Annotated in this window: 29 protein-coding genes; 2 read left to right on the forward strand and 27 right to left on the reverse strand. The window is 62.7% G+C overall.

Annotated elements, in window-relative coordinates:
* Positions 1-166: 166 nt before the first annotated feature.
* From ACVMIM_RS22960 to ACVMIM_RS22980, 5 genes are read right to left on the reverse strand one after another with little or no spacing between them, the layout of a single operon-like run.
* The gene (locus ACVMIM_RS22960; RefSeq protein ID WP_476114735.1) at positions 167-649 is read right to left on the reverse strand and encodes a DUF1515 family protein; all 483 of its coding nucleotides are present in this window, start codon (positions 647-649) and stop codon (positions 167-169) included.
* A gap of 9 nt (positions 650-658) precedes the next feature.
* Positions 659-841, reverse strand: coding sequence for a hypothetical protein (locus tag ACVMIM_RS22965; protein ID WP_476114736.1), 183 nt, complete (start codon positions 839-841; stop codon positions 659-661).
* Positions 842-863: 22 nt separating this feature from the next.
* Positions 864-1,244 (reverse strand): hypothetical protein, encoded by a 381-nt coding sequence (locus ACVMIM_RS22970; RefSeq protein ID WP_476114737.1) that lies wholly within the window; start codon positions 1,242-1,244, stop codon positions 864-866.
* 2 nt (positions 1,245-1,246) lie between these two features.
* Positions 1,247-1,375, reverse strand: a complete 129-nt coding sequence (locus ACVMIM_RS22975; protein ID WP_476114738.1) for a hypothetical protein — start codon at positions 1,373-1,375, stop codon at positions 1,247-1,249.
* Positions 1,375-2,220 (reverse strand): glycoside hydrolase family 108 protein, encoded by an 846-nt coding sequence (locus tag ACVMIM_RS22980; protein ID WP_476114739.1) that lies wholly within the window; start codon positions 2,218-2,220, stop codon positions 1,375-1,377. The genes ACVMIM_RS22975 and ACVMIM_RS22980 overlap by 1 nt, the downstream gene beginning before the upstream one ends.
* Positions 2,221-2,490: 270 nt before the next feature.
* On the opposite strand from ACVMIM_RS22980, the gene ACVMIM_RS22985 reads away from it, so the two are divergent.
* On the forward strand, positions 2,491-2,709 hold the full coding sequence (locus ACVMIM_RS22985; RefSeq protein WP_476114740.1) for a Flp family type IVb pilin: 219 nt from the start codon (positions 2,491-2,493) through the stop codon (positions 2,707-2,709).
* Between the two features lie 141 nt (positions 2,710-2,850).
* Here the strand turns inward: ACVMIM_RS22985 and ACVMIM_RS22990 are convergent, their stop codons facing one another.
* The 10 genes from ACVMIM_RS22990 to ACVMIM_RS23035 are packed head-to-tail and all read right to left on the reverse strand — an operon-like array spanning position 2,851 to position 13,186.
* Positions 2,851-4,218, reverse strand: a complete 1,368-nt coding sequence (locus ACVMIM_RS22990; protein ID WP_476114741.1) for a LamG domain-containing protein — start codon at positions 4,216-4,218, stop codon at positions 2,851-2,853.
* The gene (locus tag ACVMIM_RS22995) at positions 4,218-5,135 is read right to left on the reverse strand and encodes a hypothetical protein (RefSeq protein WP_476114742.1); all 918 of its coding nucleotides are present in this window, start codon (positions 5,133-5,135) and stop codon (positions 4,218-4,220) included. Before ACVMIM_RS22995 ends, ACVMIM_RS22990 begins: the two co-directional genes overlap by 1 nt.
* Before the next feature lie 15 nt (positions 5,136-5,150).
* Positions 5,151-5,798 carry a hypothetical protein gene (locus tag ACVMIM_RS23000; RefSeq protein ID WP_476114743.1) on the reverse strand — a complete coding sequence of 216 codons (648 nt, stop codon included), beginning with the start codon at positions 5,796-5,798 and terminating at the stop codon, positions 5,151-5,153.
* Positions 5,795-6,532, reverse strand: a complete 738-nt coding sequence (locus ACVMIM_RS23005; RefSeq protein ID WP_476114744.1) for a hypothetical protein — start codon at positions 6,530-6,532, stop codon at positions 5,795-5,797. Before ACVMIM_RS23005 ends, ACVMIM_RS23000 begins: the two co-directional genes overlap by 4 nt.
* On the reverse strand, positions 6,532-7,074 hold the full coding sequence (locus tag ACVMIM_RS23010) for a hypothetical protein (protein WP_476114745.1): 543 nt from the start codon (positions 7,072-7,074) through the stop codon (positions 6,532-6,534). Before ACVMIM_RS23010 ends, ACVMIM_RS23005 begins: the two co-directional genes overlap by 1 nt.
* A gap of 8 nt (positions 7,075-7,082) precedes the next feature.
* Positions 7,083-7,532 (reverse strand): hypothetical protein, encoded by a 450-nt coding sequence (locus ACVMIM_RS23015; protein WP_476114746.1) that lies wholly within the window; start codon positions 7,530-7,532, stop codon positions 7,083-7,085.
* Positions 7,532-9,289: a hypothetical protein gene (locus ACVMIM_RS23020; RefSeq protein ID WP_476114747.1), complete on the reverse strand. Its 1,758-nt coding sequence runs from the start codon at positions 9,287-9,289 to the stop codon at positions 7,532-7,534. Before ACVMIM_RS23020 ends, ACVMIM_RS23015 begins: the two co-directional genes overlap by 1 nt.
* On the reverse strand, positions 9,289-9,735 hold the full coding sequence (locus tag ACVMIM_RS23025; protein WP_476114748.1) for a hypothetical protein: 447 nt from the start codon (positions 9,733-9,735) through the stop codon (positions 9,289-9,291). Before ACVMIM_RS23025 ends, ACVMIM_RS23020 begins: the two co-directional genes overlap by 1 nt.
* 59 nt (positions 9,736-9,794) lie before the next feature.
* Positions 9,795-12,548 carry a hypothetical protein gene (locus ACVMIM_RS23030; RefSeq protein WP_476114749.1) on the reverse strand — a complete coding sequence of 918 codons (2,754 nt, stop codon included), beginning with the start codon at positions 12,546-12,548 and terminating at the stop codon, positions 9,795-9,797.
* Positions 12,548-13,186, reverse strand: a complete 639-nt coding sequence (locus ACVMIM_RS23035) for a DUF6441 family protein (RefSeq protein WP_476114750.1) — start codon at positions 13,184-13,186, stop codon at positions 12,548-12,550. Before ACVMIM_RS23035 ends, ACVMIM_RS23030 begins: the two co-directional genes overlap by 1 nt.
* A 48-nt stretch (positions 13,187-13,234) precedes the next feature.
* Here ACVMIM_RS23035 and ACVMIM_RS23040 point away from each other — a divergent pair, with 48 nt between their 5' ends.
* Positions 13,235-13,603 (forward strand): hypothetical protein, encoded by a 369-nt coding sequence (locus ACVMIM_RS23040; protein ID WP_476114751.1) that lies wholly within the window; start codon positions 13,235-13,237, stop codon positions 13,601-13,603.
* A gap of 127 nt (positions 13,604-13,730) precedes the next feature.
* On the opposite strand, the gene ACVMIM_RS23045 is transcribed toward ACVMIM_RS23040, so the two are convergent.
* Genes ACVMIM_RS23045 through ACVMIM_RS23100 form a run of 12 tightly spaced genes read right to left on the reverse strand, consistent with a single transcriptional unit; the run spans position 13,731 to position 19,495 of the window.
* Positions 13,731-14,213, reverse strand: a complete 483-nt coding sequence (locus ACVMIM_RS23045; RefSeq protein WP_476114752.1) for a phage pre-tape measure protein — start codon at positions 14,211-14,213, stop codon at positions 13,731-13,733.
* The gene (locus tag ACVMIM_RS23050) at positions 14,213-14,743 is read right to left on the reverse strand and encodes a hypothetical protein (protein WP_476114753.1); all 531 of its coding nucleotides are present in this window, start codon (positions 14,741-14,743) and stop codon (positions 14,213-14,215) included. The genes ACVMIM_RS23045 and ACVMIM_RS23050 overlap by 1 nt, the downstream gene beginning before the upstream one ends.
* A gap of 53 nt (positions 14,744-14,796) precedes the next feature.
* A complete protein-coding gene (locus tag ACVMIM_RS23055) occupies positions 14,797-15,267 on the reverse strand; it encodes a hypothetical protein (RefSeq protein WP_476114754.1) in 471 nt (156 codons plus the stop codon).
* A complete protein-coding gene (locus ACVMIM_RS23060) occupies positions 15,267-15,611 on the reverse strand; it encodes a hypothetical protein (protein ID WP_476114755.1) in 345 nt (114 codons plus the stop codon). Before ACVMIM_RS23060 ends, ACVMIM_RS23055 begins: the two co-directional genes overlap by 1 nt.
* Positions 15,608-15,940: a hypothetical protein gene (locus tag ACVMIM_RS23065; RefSeq protein WP_476114756.1), complete on the reverse strand. Its 333-nt coding sequence runs from the start codon at positions 15,938-15,940 to the stop codon at positions 15,608-15,610. The genes ACVMIM_RS23060 and ACVMIM_RS23065 overlap by 4 nt, the downstream gene beginning before the upstream one ends.
* A gap of 10 nt (positions 15,941-15,950) precedes the next feature.
* The gene (locus tag ACVMIM_RS23070; protein ID WP_476114757.1) at positions 15,951-16,559 is read right to left on the reverse strand and encodes a hypothetical protein; all 609 of its coding nucleotides are present in this window, start codon (positions 16,557-16,559) and stop codon (positions 15,951-15,953) included.
* Positions 16,559-16,945: a hypothetical protein gene (locus ACVMIM_RS23075; RefSeq protein ID WP_476114758.1), complete on the reverse strand. Its 387-nt coding sequence runs from the start codon at positions 16,943-16,945 to the stop codon at positions 16,559-16,561. The genes ACVMIM_RS23070 and ACVMIM_RS23075 overlap by 1 nt, the downstream gene beginning before the upstream one ends.
* Before the next feature lie 4 nt (positions 16,946-16,949).
* A complete protein-coding gene (locus ACVMIM_RS23080) occupies positions 16,950-17,162 on the reverse strand; it encodes a hypothetical protein (RefSeq protein ID WP_476114759.1) in 213 nt (70 codons plus the stop codon).
* A 20-nt stretch (positions 17,163-17,182) separates the two neighbouring features.
* Positions 17,183-17,374 carry a hypothetical protein gene (locus ACVMIM_RS23085; RefSeq protein WP_476114760.1) on the reverse strand — a complete coding sequence of 64 codons (192 nt, stop codon included), beginning with the start codon at positions 17,372-17,374 and terminating at the stop codon, positions 17,183-17,185.
* A gap of 9 nt (positions 17,375-17,383) precedes the next feature.
* The gene (locus ACVMIM_RS23090; RefSeq protein WP_476114762.1) at positions 17,384-18,046 is read right to left on the reverse strand and encodes a class I SAM-dependent methyltransferase; all 663 of its coding nucleotides are present in this window, start codon (positions 18,044-18,046) and stop codon (positions 17,384-17,386) included.
* Positions 17,952-18,878 (reverse strand): glycosyltransferase family 9 protein, encoded by a 927-nt coding sequence (locus ACVMIM_RS23095; RefSeq protein WP_476114763.1) that lies wholly within the window; start codon positions 18,876-18,878, stop codon positions 17,952-17,954. The genes ACVMIM_RS23090 and ACVMIM_RS23095 overlap by 95 nt, the downstream gene beginning before the upstream one ends.
* Positions 18,878-19,495, reverse strand: a complete 618-nt coding sequence (locus ACVMIM_RS23100) for a hypothetical protein (RefSeq protein WP_476114764.1) — start codon at positions 19,493-19,495, stop codon at positions 18,878-18,880. Before ACVMIM_RS23100 ends, ACVMIM_RS23095 begins: the two co-directional genes overlap by 1 nt.
* Positions 19,496-19,497 lie beyond the last annotated feature (2 nt).

Genomic DNA, 19,497 nt, shown 5'->3' on the forward strand with positions numbered 1-19,497 from the left:
ACGGAAACGTAGGGCCGCCGATCGTTGGCAGGCATATAGGCGAACCGGTGAGCAGTGAGAGCGAGCATTTCTACACCTGCTCGACCTGCGGCAAGCCGGTCGACATGCGCGACCTGCGGCCAGGTAATGCTGCATGAAACGCCCGACCACGGCAAGGGGCGCAGGGTCATACGCCGCGCAGGAACTTCCAGATATCCGACCAGTAGAGCGTCACGACGGAGCTGAGCGAGGCGAAGGCAATGCCGGTGACGGCGAGCGCGCCCATGCCCATCAGCTTCCAGCGCACCACGTCATCGGTGACCGCTTTCACGTCGGTCATGTCCTCCTTCAACAGCTTGATGCTGTTCTCGGCCTCCGCCATGCGCTCGATCAGCTCGTCGCTGCGGGCATGCAATTTGGCCCGGCTCGCTGCCGCCCGCTGTTCGGACTGTTCGTAGCTCAACGACGCCCTGGCGTCGCTCTCCTTGATGTCGCGACGGATCTCGGTGATGTCGCGCTGCATGTTGGCGGTGGCTTCGAGCAAGCCGCCAATCATGAGTTCAAGGCTTTTGGTGCCCGGTACCGCCATTTTCCCCCGCCCTTTCGATGCACGGTTTGCAATCATAAAGGGCCGCCCCTCAGCATCGCCCTGCACTTCGCCCTGGTCCAAGCGACCGGCTCATTCCTTGTTCCATGCCCGCACGCCATCAACCTGCGCCGTGCAGACCAGAAGCCGCGACTTGTTCACGTCGCCTCGGGTGAACAGGTCCTCGACGGTCTCGGCGCCATCGGCTCTGGAGTTGGCCGGCGCGCCGGCCTTTCGCCATGGCGGCGCGACCGGCGCGATCAAGGCCGCGGGCACCCGGTCCTTCTCGATCTTCGTCTCAGTGATGACCGAGGGCTTTGTCGTCGCGCAGGCGCAGAGCATCAGGGATGCGCAAAGCCAGAAACTTGCGGATGTCTTCGTTCTCATTTTGGAGCTTCCTGCGCTCGTCGGCGGCGTCGACCAGCGACTGATTGGAGGTCTTGATCTGTTCGGCGAGGTCCGCAGCGAGCTGGTCGGATTTTTCCTTGGCTGCTTTCAGTCGGCCGATCGCCTCGTCCTGTGCCTTGTTGACGGCGATCGCCGTCGACAGGCTGCGCTCCGCCGCCTCCTTGGCGGCGACCGCATCGCGCGCCGAAACCTTGTAGTGATAGGCGACGAGGCCGACGCCCATGCAGGCAGCGATGGCGATGGCCAGCGCGATGAAAAGAATTCGGATCATGCTCACCCCCACAGCAGACAGGCGAGCAGGAAGCCGCCCAACGCGCCGCAGCCGGCGGATATGGCCGCCACGCGCGCATAGGGTTTGGCAGCCTTCCAAGCGGCCAAGGCGAGTTCGATGCGGCCTTCCATCACGCCGGTCCCACGGCTTCGGCCAGACGCTTGGCCTTGCGGCGGGCGTACCAGCTCCAGGCGAGGCCGCCGATCGCCAGCAAAGCGCTGACGATGGCGAGCACGACAATGACCTTGCCGATCCATTCGCTCGTGTAGGTGAACGGCGAAAGCTGGTTCTGCAGGTCGTACAGATAGCCGGAGACGCCAAGCCCCCCGGCTCCAGCTCCCGTGGCCGCATCGGCGGGAGCAGTGGACGGCGCCGCATTCGCGTCCTCGACAAAGCCCTTCGCCTGCCCGCCGGAGAAGAAGCTGGCGGCCTGTGGCGTTTCACCGGTGGCCCAGGCCTGTCCGATGGAACGCACCTCAGCAACGCGCGCCGACCATCCCTTGCCGAACACCGGCCATGTCCGAAGATGGCGCAGGAAGTTCAGGCGCTGGTCGCAGATGCGATCGATAAGTTGATCGTTGTTGCCGTAGGCGTTGACGGCCTGGAGCGTCCCCAGGCCCATGACACCATCGACGCGGCCCTTGTAGACCGGCGCAAGGGCGCGCTGCAGCCAGATCACCGATTGGCTTACGCCGGAATTGACCGCCCCGTCGAGCACGACATAGTCGACGCCGTCGGGAAGCTGATCGCCCTTGATCGCGTCCCAATACTGGCGGTCATATATATCGTAGACCTCCTGCATGGTGATGCTCTTCACCGAGCGGGGAGCCTGCCCCTTGCCCTTCCGGTAGGCGTCATAGACGCGCTGCGTCACGCCCTTGTTGGTCGGGCCGCCTGGGTCGCTGGGGTGATTGACGTACCCGCCCTCGTGTACAAGCAACTTGTCGAGCGATGCCCGCTCGCGTGAAACGGCCATGATGTATACTCCGATATATTGTCGATGACGGGCGGCGGACCTTTGGCCGGCCCAGCCTCAGCCTGTTGGCGATAGAGTTAACCGGCCAAATTCCAGCGAAAATTCAGCAACTTACCCGCGCGCAAATATTGCCAAGAAGTCCATCGCGGTTAATGAATTGCTAATTTTCCTTTGACTCCAAGAGGCTGACGGGAACAGGATCACTCTCGGGACCAGGGGGATGAGCTTGGAAGCACCTCTGTCCGGGTATTGGGTAACAGGGGAATTCAAATGAAGAAGCTTCTCAGCATGGCCAAGGAGTTCCGCGACGAAGAGTCCGGCGCCGCCATGGTCGAATATTCCATCCTCGTCGGCATCATCGCCGCCGCTTCGATCCTCGCCATCATCGCGATCGGCGCGTGGGTGACGGGCCGCTTCACGGGCCTCTGCAATGCAATGGACGCATCGAATATCGGCGCCTGCGACGCCGCCGCCGGTACCGGCAGCTGATTGATCAAAAATAAGCGCGCCGCCGTCGATTGAACCCGAACGGCGCGCAAGGCCAAAGCGACATAGGAGGGTTGATTTCCGTCTATGTTTGCAGCGGCGTAGGGGAGGAGCCGGCGCGACGAACGCTGGCTCCTTTTCCGTTCAAGAGCGCGGGAATGCCGCAGTCGGGACGGGGATAGATCCGTCCGTGTCGTATCGGCAGACGCCCTTGGTGATGCGAATTTCATCCATGTTGCCGTTAAGGTTGGCCGTGGCTCCGAGCAATCGGCCGATTTCGAGCGCCGCGGTCGAATTGAAGATGCTGCTATCGGCAGGTGTGGCGCTCGAATCCAGCGCCCCGTCGATCCATAGCCTGATCTTCCCAGAGGCATTCTTGGACACTGCTACAAAGTGCCACGTATCCAGCGCGATCGCCTGTATGACGTTGCCGACGGAAACGACTGATGCATTAGTGCCATTTGGCGAATAATTGAATGAAATCTGCCCATGCTGGCCGCCCGTGGCAGAGAATGTCGAATTGAAATACCAGCCGATGTTCGTTGTCGACGACGCCTGGCCAATCAAGCGTTGATTAGACACGTTGGCGTGCGGCCGGAACCAGAATTCAATGGTGAACAGGTCCGAATTAGCGTCTGAAAGGTCCCAATCAGCGCTGTCTGCGATCGAAAGATAATCGCCCGAGCCGTCGAATAGGCAGGACGACGAGCCAAAAGCTGCCGTCGCTGTGCTGATCTGCGCGTTGCCGTTGAAAGTGACAGTTTTGGGCGACGGGCTTTCATCGGTCGTTGTCGTCGCGCCGTTCGTTCCCTCGAAGCCGAGCAAAAGCTTGACGCTGGAGAAATATGGATCGGATGCTACCGCATCGGCAAACTGATCGATGGTGATCGAGAACGGCCCTGCGTCGGCATTGTTGAACCACAGCGCGACGCCGAAGGTTGTGACGCCCGAGACATTGGAAAATGGCGATAGAGACTGGTTCGAAAACTCCGTGTTCCAGGCCGTCCCGTTGACGCTCGATTGCAGCGTGTAGGTGGTGCCGTCCGACGAAATGATGATACGCAGGTAGTTCGGACCGGCCTGCGTTCCTGAAGCAGCGGCGCCACCGTCATTTGTGGTGTGGCCGGTCTGCGCGTTCCAGCCATTCGGCGGTGCGCCATAGACCTGATATTTGTTGAGACCTGTCGAGCCGTCGCCTCGCAGCCCAACGATGTGGAAATCGTTGTTGGTCTTGAAGCCGAAGCCGACCATGGCGAGCTTGCCCTGCTGGGCGAGCTGCGAGAACTGAGGGGTATAGCGAAACGTGTATTGCCGACCAGCTTGAACCGTTGCCAGCGGAACGACGAACTTGCCGAAGGACCCGGGCTTGACCTTGCCTTTGATGGTCGTGTCGCCGCTCGACGTCGTGGTGATGACGGGATCAGTGATCCCGCCATCGCCTTCGCCATTGCCGGACCCAGGCGCAACATAGGCCCCCTTGCCGCGCTGCCCGATCAGATAAGGCGCGAGCATCAGGCGGCGCCCTGGAAACCTTCGAGCGTGGCGATCCATGTGGATTGCGCGACCGGCGTGAAGGCCTCAAGGGTCTGCAGTAGACCGAACACGGTCTTTGCCCCGGATGTCGGGAGCGTGATGATGCGCGAACCCTCGTCGGGAACGAAGAGGCCGCCGGAGCCGTCGCTGAAGGTGCGCATGGTGCCGGAAAGCGAACCGATGAAGGTGGCGCGCGGATTGGAAAAGGCCGCGTTGTCACCGGCCCCGACGGTCGGCGATGCCCGGAAGAGCCACATGCGCAGCGCTTTGCCGGCGACACCCGTATCGGACGTGATCAGGCGCAGCCGCTCGATGGTGACCAGATCGTCATTGACATCAGAGACCGTGAAGGAGAACGGCGTCACCGATCCGGCCGTTGTGTTATTGGCAACCGCATCGTTGGCGGTGTAGGCATTCGTGTCGTTCGGCCGCGTCATCGTCGAAGCCGCTGCTTCAATGAACTTGGTCTTGACCTTGCCAACGAGATTGGTGCCGGCCGAAAGACCGACATTCCATGTGCCAGACTGACTGACAGGCAAAGCGGTGCCGGAGCCATCGACCTTTAGACCGCCGCCAGTACCGAGGGCAGTCGGAAGCAAGCCGATAAGCGAGGTCAGTCGTTGCGAAACCCTTTGGAGGCGACCGTTGAGGCCGCTTGAGGCAGTGTCGGACGCGGGAGCGGTTTCCGTGAGCGAGCCGATGCCGGATACGGCCGGATCGTCGCTCGCCAGCGTGACACGCTGGACGCCGGCCGCGACCGCGCCTGCCCCGCCAAGCGCGTCTGTCGCCGAACCGTCAGGTCCAAGTGACAGCTTGACACGCTGATGCTTGACGCCGCCGATATCGTCAGCAGCAACCGTGTCCCCCGTTCCCGGAAGGGTTACGTCGTCAGCCATTTGGAAATCCTCAGATTAGGCGGTGAGCGATGGCAGCAGCGAATTCGCCACTGGTGCCGACAGCGTGACCTTGCGGTAATAAAGCGGGTTCTTCGATGTCGCGCCGAAGCCGCCAAGAACGGCCGTCGCCATCGGGTTCATCACGTTTGGCGTGGTGTCGACCAATGTGTCGAGACCGTCGATCGACATGGCGATTTGAGTGCCTGTATAGGTGACCGCGACCTTGTGGACGCCCGGTCCATATTCGTTGCCGCTGTCACTGACCGAACGAAAGCCGGTTCCAAAGCCATAAGCCCACATGCCGTTGCCGGTATCGCGTTCGATGTCGAGTTCGTCGCCATCGAAATCTTCCATATAGAGCAGCACCGTCCTGTCGGTGTCGACGAGTTCTTCCCATTCGATGACGATTGTCCAGGCAAGCGCAATGAGATCGGTGAACAGGTCGCCTGCAGCGAAGATCGAGCCGGATGCGTTGTGGTCAAGCACCTCAAGCCCGCTGGCGCCGACGCGCTCCGGCTTGTCGATAATGTCGGCCAGGACAACCGTGCTGCCGTTCTTCGTATAGACCTCGTTGAGGAAGTCGAGGCTCCAGGAATTATCGATCCCCCCACCGCCGCCCGAGGATGAGCGACCGAGCGGTTGTGCGGCGACACCCGGCATCATGCGGTGACATCCTCTTTCTGCATGAGCACCATCAGCGAGCCGGGCGTGAAGGTCGAAACGCCGGAAACCAGTGACGCGACCGGCCGCCAGGTTTTTTCCTTGTAGGTTGCTGTCAGCCCCTCAAGCGAGAAGGATTGGGTCTGGATCTCGCTGATCGCAGGCGAGAACGGCCCTCCCTCTGTGGCGCCGGTTCCCCACTGGCCAGGGTCGGTGAAGCCAAGGGTCCAGTGCGGCGCGCCTGGCAAGAACATCTGGCCTTTCAGGATAACCGATGGATCGAGTGCCTGGTTGAATATTCCCGCGCCGCCTGGCGCCTGCACTTCCGGGATGCCGGTAGCCGGCCCGCCCGGCGCCCACTGGTTGAACGGCTGTTTGATGCCTGCCGCATCGGGCCAGGTCCATTGCCAAGCGCCAAGATCGACCGAACTCAAGGACGGCAGGCCGGATGCCTCGACTTGGCCAAGTGGAACGGACGTCCAGTGTCCGCTCGTGCCCGCATAAGCGGCGACAATCTCCGGGGCAGCGGGGTCGATCGACGAGGCGTAGTGCAGCGTGAACGGCTCGACAAACGGATCGCCGACGACGGAGAAATTCGGCGCGCCGGCAACATGCTGCACTGTCCAGACGGCTCCGATGCCAAGCACAAGATATTTCGACCCCCAATGCACATTTACGATGCGCCGGAACGGCCCAAGATCGACCGGATGCGCAACCGAGCCGTACGCCTGCGCCATCAGACGGTCACATCCTCGACGACGCGGCCGATGAGCCGCCAGATGCCGGACCCCATAAACTTCGCCGTGACGACAGAGCCAGCCCCGCCAGTGCGGTTGAGGAACCCGGCCAAGCCCTTGACGGTAACATCCGTTGGCCCGTCGAACAGAACGGCGCCGGCGCCTTCCTGGCAGAAGGTGACCTCCATGTCAGCGGTCGCTGTCGCCGGTAACTCAACCGTTATGTTGGACGAGCCATCGTAATTCCAGAAGCGGTTGAAGTCCGAGTTGGTAACCGCATAGACGCCATCCGTGGGCACATCCAGCGTCCCGCCGACCGACGGGCGAAACATGGCCTGCGGAACAGTGAACGGCCCGAAAGTCAGCCCATCAGGGTAATAGAAAGTCAATTGCGATCCGATGAGCGTAATGTTGGACGGCGGTACGCCTTCGATCGGAGCATCCTCGAGCGCAGTAAGGCGCTCGTCGGCCTCCTCGAAATTGTCGTCGACCTCGTCAGCGGTGAGGTTTGACCCCTTCACCCGGCGGTAGGTAAAAGCCATGCTGAAGCCTATCTGTCGTCCGCGACGCGCGGCAGGTTGAGGGCGATGAAGCGGCCGTCATCACGGCTCTGGAAGACGATGCGGAAGATGTTGCGGACCTCGACCCATTGTTCCGAATCCTCTGGGTTCTCGACGCGAACGTCCTCCCAGCAGCGCGAAACCCAGTCATATTCCGAGATGTGGACTTCCTTCGGCTCGTCATCCTGGTTGTTGTCGTCCGGCCATGTGATGGTGGCGCCTGGCTGCGTCTTCTGCACTGGCGTCGTCCCCGTGAAGCGGGACGCCTTGCCGAAGCGGGTGTGCGCCTCGCCGCCCTCGTCAGGCTTGATTTTCGACAGCGCGCGCTTGAGGACGCTTTCGCCATTGTTGGTCGTTATGAACGATAGAGTCGCGCCGCTGGAATTGCGCCCCGCTCGCCAGGGGTCGGGCAAACCGCCGATGCTGATGCCGTCCGCCATCAGGCCGCCTCAAGATTGATCGTGCGCGGCACCTGAAGCGCGCTCACTGTGATCGGATAATCGGTGATGAACGGGCCGCCTTTCAGCTTCTTGAAGTCGGCGTCGACCTCGGTGAACACCTGGTCCAGAGCATTGGCCGCCCCCGCGATATCGGTTTGGAACGCATCGAGCACCGCGCGCTGAGTCGGCAGCGGATTGACGATGGTGATCTGTTCGATGAGCGTCGCCGGGTTCATGACGAAGAAGTCGACGCCATCGTCGTTTGGCGGGATCTGGCCGAACTCTTCATAGGTGACTTCGCCGGCTACCGGCATATAGGTCTGGCCGTCGTAAATCTGGTAGCCGGCATCGACATAGCCATCATCGACATAGGACGGCGTGCCGTCGCTGATCGAGACCGTGTTGCCGTTGCCGATCGAGCAGCCGATGGTCACGGTCGCCTGCATCTGGCCGTTGGCCGCAGTCAGCGTATAGCCGATGATCTTGCCGGTTGCCTCGCCGCCGGGAATGCGCGGATCGGCGACACGGGCATTCTTGCGGCAGGAGAGCTCGAGGCCGGCGTTGAACGGCACGGTGAAGGTGATGGTAATCGCACGGCCGCGCTCCAGGATGCTCTTGCGGGCCAGGCAGATCAGGAATTCGAGGCTTTGCCGTCCCCTCGCCGTCGGCAGATAGGCGCGGTTGCGGACGTCGCCGATCGGCAGGCCGAAGGGATTGTCGGTGGTCACCGCGTCGATCGGCTCGTCGGCATCGCCGGAAACCGTGATCTCGGTGATGTCCTCGCCGGCGGGGTCGGTGACCAGCGCCTGGCAGTCGGCGGTGAGCGTGAAGGAAACCGTCTCCTGCCGGTTGCGGGAAACGTCGTAATCCACCTTCCAGACCGGCTTCATCGCCCAGACCGGGAATTGCCCGGTGCCGTTGGTCATCACCACCTGCTGGAAGTCTTCGGGCAGCACGGTGCCGTCGGCGCGCGTGATCGAGCAGGCGCCATAGGTCCAGCCGCCGCCGATGCGGTCGCCGCTTTCGGGGAAATCCTCCATGAAGCCAGCGCCGGTTTCCGACTTGATGAAATGGCCGTCCCCTGAGCCGGCCAGCGTGAAGGCGGTGATCAGTTGCTGGCTGAAATCGACCGTGCCAGTGGCATCCTGCGACCAGTTAATCTCGGCCGAGACTTTCACGGCCGAAAGCGGCGGCTGGCTGTACGAGATGTCAAGGCTGGACGCGATGAAATCGTCGTCGAAGTCGATCAGCCCATCCTCGCCGTTGAGGATGTCAGAAGCTGTCACCGCATGGGTCACGCGGTCGACATGCCAGGCCTTCGTGTAGCCCTGAAGCACCGAGTCCGGGTCGCTGCGCTTGTCCTCGCTGACGAAGATGGCGTCCCAATAGGGCGAGACCTTCATGCTCTCGGCCAGCGCACGCTTGATCGTGTCATAGGCCGCCGGCCGGGCAAGGAACGTCAAGGCGATGGCGTTGCCCTGCACCTGCTGCGGCACGCCGACGACGCGGCCGAACAGCAGGGGCACGACGCCCGCTGTCGGGTTCTGCGGGTCGGCATAGGACAGCCACGCCCATTGGTCTCGGCCGGGCGCCAGCAAGCCGACACGCGGGTTCTTGACCGTGATGTCGACCTTGGCCAGGTTGCCCTCGCCATGCGTCAGCGAAATGCCGACGACCTTCTCGTCCTCGACCTGATGCTCGATCCCGAAGGTGGTTTCGGTCGGTGCGACCCAGGCAAAGAAGAACGGGCCGGCCATCAAATTTCCTCAAGATCGACGCGCCAACCCGCATCGGCGTCCCATTCCGTGAAATTGGTGCTGAAGCTGACAACGCGCATCGCGAGCAGCGGGCGGTAAAAGGTGAACAAGCCTTCAGTGCGCGTGGCCGGATCGTCCGTGGTGCTGGCCAGCGGGCGCTCGGGCGAGCCGGATGCAGTCAGATAGGAAAGCTCGGCGACACAACTGACCATCAGCTCCACACCCGGCCAGACACCGGAAAGCGCCGGCATTTGCTGGTCGGTGCAGGTGATGGTCGACTTGTATTTGCGGAAGGTCGAGCCGTCCGAAAGGTCGATCAGCTCACCATTGACCGTGCGGGCCAATTGCGAGCCGGCATCAATCGGATCGAGCGTCTGGTTGATGTTGCGTGCCGAGTATGGCGGCACACCGATCGGGTCGAGACGCAGGAGGGTGATTTCAGCCATCGCGTCAGGCCTTCGTCAGGGACTGGCTAACGGCGAATCGAGAAAGCCTATCGACGACGCTATCCTCGGCGATGGCCTTCAAAACATCCTGCATCGACGGCCCATATTGGATGTCGACGCGGACCAGCTTGCCGGAGAGGCCGCCAATTCCGGCCTGTGCCAGTTGCGTGTCGGCTAGACCGCCAGTGGCGAAGCGCGGAATGGCCATCGAACGACTGATGCTGTTGACGAAGCCGCCGACCTTGAAGCCCGCGCAGGCTTTTCAGCGAAGGCACCACGCCCTGGTTAATGGCATTCAAGAAGCCAAGGCCGAGCTTCTTCACGGCCGCAGCCTGGATTACAAACTCGCCATTCGACAACCACGCAAGGATGCTGTCGCTGCGCGGGCCGCCCTTGCCGGTGACGTGACCGCCGGAGGCGAATCCGCTGGTCGACCCGCCGCCGCTATCGCCCGCCGCCGCGCGCAGCCGCTGAGCTTCGGCGACCGCCGACTGAAGAGCGGACAGGATGCGCGAAATCGCGCTCTGCACCTGCGCAGCGACATTGTTCACGACGCCGAGCAGCGCATTGAAGCCGCTTTCGACCATGGTACGGAAGCTGGCCATGATCTGCTGGATGGCAGCCTGCGCCTGCCGGAAGGGCTCGACAAGTGCATCCGCAAGCGCCTGCGCGCCTTGAATGTCGCCTGCCACCTCCGCTGCGGTCTGGATCGCCGCGGCGATGTCTTTTGCCGCCTGAACGACCGTGCTGACAGTGTTGGTGAAGAGGTCGGAAAGGCCGCTGGCGAGCGTGCCGATCGCCGTCGAGACGGCATCGAACACAGTCGAGGCGGTCGTTGCGATCGTGTTGAACGCCGTGGTGGCGGCGCCGGAAATGGCGGTCCACACCGTCGACCCGGCATTGACGATCGAGGTCCAGACCGGCGCGAGAAGAACGCCGAGCCCCGCTGCCGCCTCAGCTATGAGCCTGAAGGCCACCGCTGCTGCATCGGAAATCTTGGTCCAGATCGCGTTTGCCGCGGCAGCAATCGAATCCCATGTCGGCAGTAAGCTCGCCGCCAATCCTGCGATGGCGGTGACTACGCCTTCGACGAAGCCACCGACCAATGACGCAGCGCCGAGAAGCGCCGTGCCGATGCCCTGCACCGCCAGCGTAAAGGCCTGGACGAGAAGTTCGCCCGCCTGTTTCCCCGCCTCGAGGAGGCCATCGAAGAGCTTCGACAAATTCTCGGCGGTGAACAAGCCCTCGATGAAGGCGAGCGCGTTCTTGGCCGCCGCGACGATATCATCCCAGAAGACGAAGATTGCCGTGGCAGCTACGGCCAATCCGGCAATGATAAGCGCCGGCCAGCCGACCAGCGTGGCGATGAAGCCAACGAACGCCGTGGCGCCGTCGATCAGGATGCCGAAGAACGTGCTTGCGGCGGTGATGACGCCCTCGCTGAAAATCGTCGCAATGACAGCGCCGATCAGCCGCAAGGCGGAGACCACCACGCCGGAGGCCGACGCGATCAGGCGGAAGACGCCGAGCAGCTGCAGCAGCGCGGCACCGATCAGCAGCTCGCCGCCTGTGATATTGGTGCCGAAGACCGCATTCAGCGCGTCGGCGACCTTCTGGGCGCCGTCCCGAATGCCCTTGAACAGTGGCAGCACGACATTGTTGACGACTGCAAAGACGTCCCGGCCGAACTGCAGAATGGCGTTGCGCCAGATCAGGATCCACGGATTGCGAACCCTGTCGTCCTGCCCGATGAGGGCAAAGAGCAGGTCTCGAACGCTTTCGAGGAACCTCTGATTGAGAGCCCGGCCGAAGGCAAGGATGGCGTCCTTGTTCTGCACGATGACGTCGCGCAGGCCGGCGGCGAGTGCCGTGAAGCCAGGCGCGAAAATCAGCCCGAGCTGATCGCGGATGCCCTTGGTTGCCGCAGAGACCTCATCCAGCGTGTCGCCGAGGGCATCGCCAACTTCTGACTGCTGCTTGGTGAAGACGATGCCAAGCCGTTCGGCTTCCTTGCCGAGTTCCTTGATGCCCTCCCTACCTTGGTTGAGGAAGGGGATAAGCTGGACGCCGGCCTTGCCGAATAGTTCGATCGCCAGCGCGCTCTTGCGTGGCCCGTCAGGCATCTTCGAAAAGACGTCGGCAAGGTCGCCGATGATGTCTTCCGTCGATCGCAGGTTGCCCTGCGCGTCCTTGACCTTGATGCCGAGGTCCTTGAAGACGTTGCCGCTCTGCTTGACGGTGTTGGCGGCTTTTTTCACATTGCCGCCGAAGCGGGTAACGGTCACGCCAAGGTCGCTGAACGTCTCGGTGGTGAAGCCCGCGCCCTGAACGATATTGGACTGCGCCTCCCCGAGCGCACCAGCGGCCTTGTTCCCTTCCGCCGCAGCCTCGGCGATCGCCTTGTTCAGGCGCGACATGCCTTGGACGAACTGGTCCTGATCGACGTCGGCCTGCTTCGCCGCAAACGACAGGCGGCCATAGGCATCGACCTGCAGGCCGGTCTTTTCGGCCGCCTTGCCGGCCTGGTCCGCGGCTTCGGCGCCCGACTTGGCAAGCGCGAAGAGGCCCGATGCGGCAGTCGCAGCTGCAGAGGCAACAGCCGATCCGAAAAGTGTCGTCCTAGCGATTACCGTGGCAAGGTCGTTGCTAAAGGTTTTCAGACTGTTGCCGAACTTGGCCAGATCGGCCTTTAGCGCCGCCGCCTGGATTTGGGCGAACGCCTTCTCACCGGCGTCGCCAAGCGCCTTCAACTGGTCCTTGATCGCATCGCCGCCTTCAAGGGCAATGCGTTGGACGATGGTATTTTTCGCCATCAGTCGACCTTGAGATGCTTGAGATAGAGTTCACCAAGACGCGCAGCGGCGCGCTCGGTGATCTCCTTGATCGAGAATTTGTCGCGGATCGAAACCCGCTCGATGCCAATGAACAGCGGCACCAGGGTCGACGGTGCGCCCTTGCCGCCTCGCTTGAGGGCCGAAAGAGAGACCTTGGTCGTGCCGCCGCGCCGCCTCGTGGCTATCCTGCCTGCCAGCAAGGGTGCTTTGCCGGGCCTCTCGATGGATACCAGCGGGCCAATCGTCTTCACGTAGAGCGCAGGCGTCATCTTCTGACGGCCAGCCCGCTTCGGCGCGGTCGGAAGAGGCAGCCACAATCGCGGCTTGCCGGATATGATCGCGCCTTTCTCGAACACGCCGGCATATGGAATCTTGTGCCAGATGTAGGCGGCGGCATCGATCGATGTGACGCGCCGCCCGGGATAGATGTCGACCCGCAGCGTGTTCTGCCAGCGTTTTGAGAAGCCGGCAGCGGCAATGTCCAGTCGACCTTCGCGCTTGACGATATCGCCGGCCTCAGTGACAGCTGAAGTCCCTGCGAAGCCGATCGGGTCTTTCATTGCCGCTATTGCGGCGGAAAATTCCTGCTTCTTGTACTCATACCGGAATCGCGCCATTTGCCCTTCGCCTGCTTCCGTGGTTGTATTTCGCCGGGAGGGCTTCCGATGAGATATACAGGGTTATTGCTGACGCTTGCCGTGACCTCTGCCGCGGCAACCGAACGGGTCATGATCGACCCGACCGAGTTCATGGTTTCCTGGCCTGATCTGGTCGGTCGCGATGTCGTCATCACCAAGGGCCGCGTCGCCGTCGCCAGCGACGCCTTCATGGTGCTGCAACTGCCAGGCGGCACCGTTACCCTGATGCCGCCATGGAAGGATCGGGACGATCTTCGGCCGCTTTTCGAGCACTGCACCAGCGTCATCACCGATGACCGCTGCGACGTCGCCGCAGAGGGCGTCGTCGGCAAGATGCTGGTCGGCAATGGCCCGCAATTGAAGGGCGTCGACTTCTTCAAGCCGGCGGGAAACTAGTCCCGCTCGGCTTCCTGCAGCGTCTTCTTGACCTCTTTCGGATCGCCGCGCGCGCCGAGAGCAGCGACCGCCAACGCTTCGGCGAACTGCCGCTTTCTGATCCGATTGGAGAAATGCAGGCGACCGATCAGTTCGCGCGGCGTGGCTTTCCAGAGCCGGTCTTCATCTTGCCCGCGCTCGACGAGTTCAATGATGACTTCGGCGATTTCGTAGCCAGCGCCTTTTGCAATGCTCCGGCCCCGTCGCCCTTGACCGCCAGCATGGCCGTCAGCTTGTCGATGAAGGGGCCGACCCCGTTTGGGAGTGTCACCTTGATGATCGCAGCCAGGATATCGGCCTGTGCCTCGAGCGGCAGGCGACCAGCGGCCGCTTCCTGCTTTTCGTCGCCGGGGAAGCCGATGCCGGCCGCGATGACGGCGGCGATCGCCTCGCCGCCGATATTCATCAGGCTGGCGACGTCGACCTCCCTGCCGTTCATCATCTGACGGATTTCGGGGAAGCGGGAAATGAGGTTGACCAGGCCAGCGGCGGAGACGCCATATACGGCCAGTTGCTTGCCGCTGACGGTGACTTTTTCCGTCAGCGGAGCGATATCGAGGAGACCGACCATTACGCAGCCTCGGTGATGGTCATCGTGCCGAAGTCGGACGTGCCGTCGGTATAGACCGTGGCCAGCAGGTCGCCGGTGATCTCGATCTGGCCGAAATCGGCGTCCTCGATCGGCGAGAACGAACCGGTCGGGCCGAACGACACCTGCGGAAACACGCCGTGGACCTTGTTGCCCTGGGTGTTGTCGCCGATGAACTCCAGCGCGCCAGTGATGGCGCTCTTGGACATGATGCGGATCGACTTCACGCCGTCTGTCACGTCTTCCGGGTCGTCCGACATCAGCAGCAGACCAAGATTTTCGGCCGTGATCTCGTCGAGGACGATGCGGATCTGCACCGCCTGGTTGTTGTACTGCGTGAAGTCAGTCTTCTTGGCGCCGCCGCGGGTCTTCTTGTGCTCAAGCTTGTCCTGCGAGGGCGTGAGCTCGCACTCGACGATGTTGCCGAGATCGCGCTGGACGCCGCCGGTCGGTGTCCAGAGAGCGTAGCCGGTGCCCTGGAAATAGTTGCTGGTGCTGGGAGAGTCAGCCATTGACCGATCCTTTCGGTGAATTGCCCGTCACCGGGCGGTTGAAGAAGGGAGGCTTAAGCCGCGACCTGGGCAGGCCGAAGCAGGTAATTGAACTTGAAAGCGACACCGATGCCGCCTTCCATAGAGCGGCCGCGCTCAGCAACCATGTTGGAGCCGGCGAGGTGCGCAGAGGCACGCTTGACCGTCATGGCAAGCAAAATTTCGTCGGTAAGGACAATGGCCATAAGCCGAATGCGCAAACGATTCAGATCGGTCCCGATGTTGCGGACTTTCCCCGCAGGTTGCCGGAACTGTATTTCTGGGATCATCTGCATGATCTGATATGGCGGATCGCCGGGACTGCGGCGGCCGGGTGCCTCGCCGACAGATTCCTCGCTTCCGTCAAGCAGGACGACATATTTCTGATTGTCCGAAAGATGCGTCTCATTGCGGCGCACTTCGAACTCGTCATCGACCATCGCCATTAGAACGAGCAGCCGCTGAAGGATGTCTTCGCGGATGTCCTCGTAGACAATCTCGGCCATTAGATTCTTTCGTCGAGGGATAGGCGGACTTCGCCGAAGGCTTCGCCGGTCGGTGCCGGGATCGGCTGGTGATTGATGATCTTCCAGTCCTTGCCGTTCAGCGTCAGTGTGCCGCCGTCGAGAGTGTCGGGATCAACATCCTTCTCGGTCAACTCGGTCGCGCGAACGTTTGCCGTTGGACCGATGGTGGCAACATCAGCGCCTTGGAAGCTGGCAAATTGCGGAGATGTCTTGTCGATCGCCCGCAGTTCGATTGGCATTTCACCGCACGCCACGGTGAGCACGGCATCGACCGCAAGCGGCGAACTGTAGAGCGCGTCGTAATGGATATCCCAGATACTCATGCGCCGCGCCTCACGATGGGCTTGAAGGCGAATTCCCAATGGCCGATGCGATCGGGACCGGCATCCACCTCGACATGCGCGAAATACTGCGTTCCCGCGGTCATCTCGACGTCATCCTCGATGATGCCGCGATAGAGGCCAGGAACCCCATCAGTCCCATCGACCGGGTCCATCGGTGCCGGCCAGGTCTGGCCCGCGACTTCCTCGCCGTCGGCATCCTTGATCGTGAACGTGACGGCCGCATCGCTGATCAACGCGTTCTCGACGGCGTCGGTGAGCCCGGTCAATTCGATAACGTTGGTGTTGGCGACGTAGACGATGCAGGCCATGGCTTTGCCCTCAGTGCAGGGTTACGTCGTCGGTCTTGATCTTGCCCGAGAGCGCCGGGCGGGTTTCGAGGTCGCCGTCGAGCGCGCTCTCGATGTCCAGTTTGCCGGCGAGCAGCGGGCGGATGTCGATGCCGGCCAGCACCAGCGTCGCGATAACCTTGCGGAGCGTGGCATCGTCAACTAGGCCGATCAGAAGGTCGTCGACCGCGGCAATGAAGTTGGTGACCTCGCTCTGATCCTCGAGCAGCGGCGCCAGCGTGTCGCCGACATTGAGTGCGGCCAGAATGGTCACCGCCTCGGCCAGCGATAGCGATAGTGTATCCGACCGGTTCAGGCTGCCGGCAATGGCATAGGCTTCCGAGAGCGCCACATTCAGCGCATCCGTCGAGCCGAATGAGACCAGCATCGCGGAAACCGCATCGGAGAGCAGCACCGCCAGCGCGTCGGAGGTGCCGATGCTGACCTGCAGCGCGGCCGATTCCGTCAGCAGGACGGCCAAACTGTCGGAACGCGCGAGCGAGACCAGGATGGCCGCGCTCTCCGTGAGCTTCGGCGCAAGGCTGTCAGACGCGGCGATATCGATCGGTGCCGCGTTCTGGAAGAGGAGAAGCAGCGACATCAGGCGCCGATCGACACCGTGATGTCGACGGTGAGCAGCCAGCTCTGCGCGCTGGTCTTGGTGCCGAGATCCTCGGCCTTGCGCGAGAGCATGTCGCCACCCGACGAGCCGTTGAACACGCCCCATTCCTGCCAGTGGAAATTGGCGTCGCCGGTGCCGAACAGGCTGCGGAAGGTTAGCACGTTGGTCGTGCGCTGCGGATAGCTGGATTCCATGCCCCTGCGCAGCTTGTTCGACGCCGCCTGCAGGTCGGTCTGCGCGGCCCCGTAGGCGGTCGAGGAATCGCCGACGCCGAGATAGGCGTTGCCGGCGTCGAAGGGAGTGGGAGGGCCATCGGCGATCAGGGCGGCGGCGATGTGGTTGCGGCCTGCATTGGTCAGGGGCATCGTCTTATCCTTTGCCTTCGATCACTTCGACCGGCGCGAGACCTGGACGAAAGTCGCCGTTGAACTTTTCCAGCCGGTAATTGATGCCGACATTGATGGTCGCCAGATCGCGCTTGCCCGCGCCGACCTCGGCCAATGCCTTCTCGATCGCGGCTGCCTTCTCCGGATCAACCTTTGCCATCTGCTGGGCTATGCGACGGATGTCATTAGGCGTCATTCGGGGTCACCTCGACGGCTTCAGTGGCGTTCGGTGTAGCCGAAGACCGATGGTGCCATCTGCGGGGCGACCTCCTGCCAGAACCATTCCCGGTCGGCGTCGAAGCCGGCATCTCGCAATCCGGCGACGATCTCGTCGGTGGACAGGCCGCTGTCGTCAGGGTCCAGATCGGCGAACAGCTTATCGATATCCGCCGGCGTGGCGCGCTTCATCGGTCGGGCTCAACGCTTCCAGAAGGCCAGCCAGGTGCCGGCGACGTGTTTCAGCTCGGCGCCGTTGTCGAACTTCTCTTCGAGCACGCTCTTCACATCAACCGTGCCGCGCGCGTGGTAGTCGTGATAGACGATCATGCCGCCGCGCCGCACGCGGTTCATGGCAAGCGCGTGGTCGGCGCGCACGCCGGCGTCGCTGTGGTCGCCGTCGATGAAAGCGAAGTCGGCCTTGGGCAGATCGTCGAAATCGAGGTCGTGCGATCCGCGGCGGGCGACGATCAGGCGGAAACGCGGATCGTCGAGCGCCAGCCTGCCGGGAGCGCTGGGCACCTCGTTGCGCTGCACGATCTTGTCGGTGACATAGCCCTGAGGCACTTCGATGCCGACATAGCGCTCGATCGTCGGCACATTGACCATCAGCGCCTTGGCGGTGCGGCCTTCGTTGACGCCGAACTCGATCACGGTCTTCGGCCGGACGCTGTTCGCCAGCGCGACCAGCACCTCCATCTCGCCAGGGTTCATGAAGCGCGTCGGCAGGCCGCGCCAGTCGATCGGGCCGACATGGGCGCCAATGACGTCAAGCGCATCCTGCCCAATGGCGGGCAGCTTCAGCGAAGAAGGGTCGTAGACGGGCAGTCGCGTCGGCGGTGTCGATGGATTTCTGGCAAGCATGGCTGTGGCTGAAACACTGACAGGGGTTGATCGGATCGATGCCCAGGTAAGGCGAGAAGCGCGCCCCGCCGGCGAAGGACGATGAATTCTCATAGCCGCCGAAGATTGAGGCGACCGGCGTGCCGAGCGCCTGGGCGAGGATGACGGCGAAGCCTGGCGAGGCGAAGACGGCGGCCGAGAGCGAAAACAGGCCGGCCAGCGTCTCGAAATCGAGCTCACCCCTGTGCAGTTCGACATCGGCGCGGATCGGCCGGCCGACGATCCATTCCTGCCCCGGCACCAGATCGGCGATCGAGACGACAAAGAACTCGTCGCGGATCGCATCGAACAGTGCCGCATAGGCGGCGTGGTCCGGATTGCGGTTCCGGCAGCCGCCCCATTCGGTGCGCTCGACCAGCGGGCGATAGACCAGCACAGGCTTTTTCGGCTGCCAGGCATCGAACAGCAGCTTCGCCCGCTGTAGCCATTCCGGTTTCACCGGCATGCGAAAATCGGCGAAGTCGTAGTCTGTTCCGGTTGCCCGACACATGGCGGCGAGAACCGATCCGGCCCTGCGCACCAGCTCGGGCGTATAGGTAATCCGCAACTCATGTGCGCGCAGCGAGACAGGCCCGCGATGGAAGAGCGAAGCCTCGCGGTCGGCGTTCTTCGATTGCGTGCGCAAGGGCGTCGCCTTGCGGATGATCTTCAGCCCCGCGCCAACCAAGTCGTGGTAGGGCGCGACCCAGGAGCTTTCGAGGAACACCTCGTCGCGAGCCATCAGCTGTCGGATCACGGCGCGCTGGTGCAGGTTGTCGCCCAGGCCGTGCATGCCGCGCACAAGGATTGCCATCACCAAGCCTTCACGACGGTTTCGAACGGAGCGCGCGGCCAGACCATGATCGCGCTATCCGGATTGGCGTTGACCACGTCGACCCCTGCCCGTGCGATCGACGGCGCCACGGCCTGGAATTCCGCCTGGTGCAGATCGAACGAGCCCTTGATGAAGGGCCAGGGATAGGCCGCGCCATGATGATGACGCCGCCCAGCCTCGCCGTTCTTGCCGTCGACGCCGAGCAGCACGATGCGCCGGCAGCCGAGATGGACGGCAAGGTTGATCGCGCCGGTGACCGAAGTCCGCGCCAGCGCCAGCTGGGCCGGGTTCAGGGCGATGCCGTTCACCGGATCGACCTTCATCAACCGGACGACGTCGGCAGGGCCGCCGCCGGAAGTCGTGACGACGCGGCCAGCGAAGCGGCCGATATCGGCCTTCCAGCCATGCGGCGGATCGCTCCACCAGCGGGAATCGGCGTAAAACAGGATGTCCGCTTCCGGCCATGCGAGCACGGCGGAGTTGATGGCGATGACCCGCCGCCCCTTCAAAGGCGACAGGTCGAGATCCTTGACGGAGGCACCGCCCGCGAGAACGAAGGCCGTCTCGCCCTCCCACTCGCGGGCAATCGTCCCCATGC

This window comes from Mesorhizobium sp. USDA 4413 (assembly GCF_056280365.1).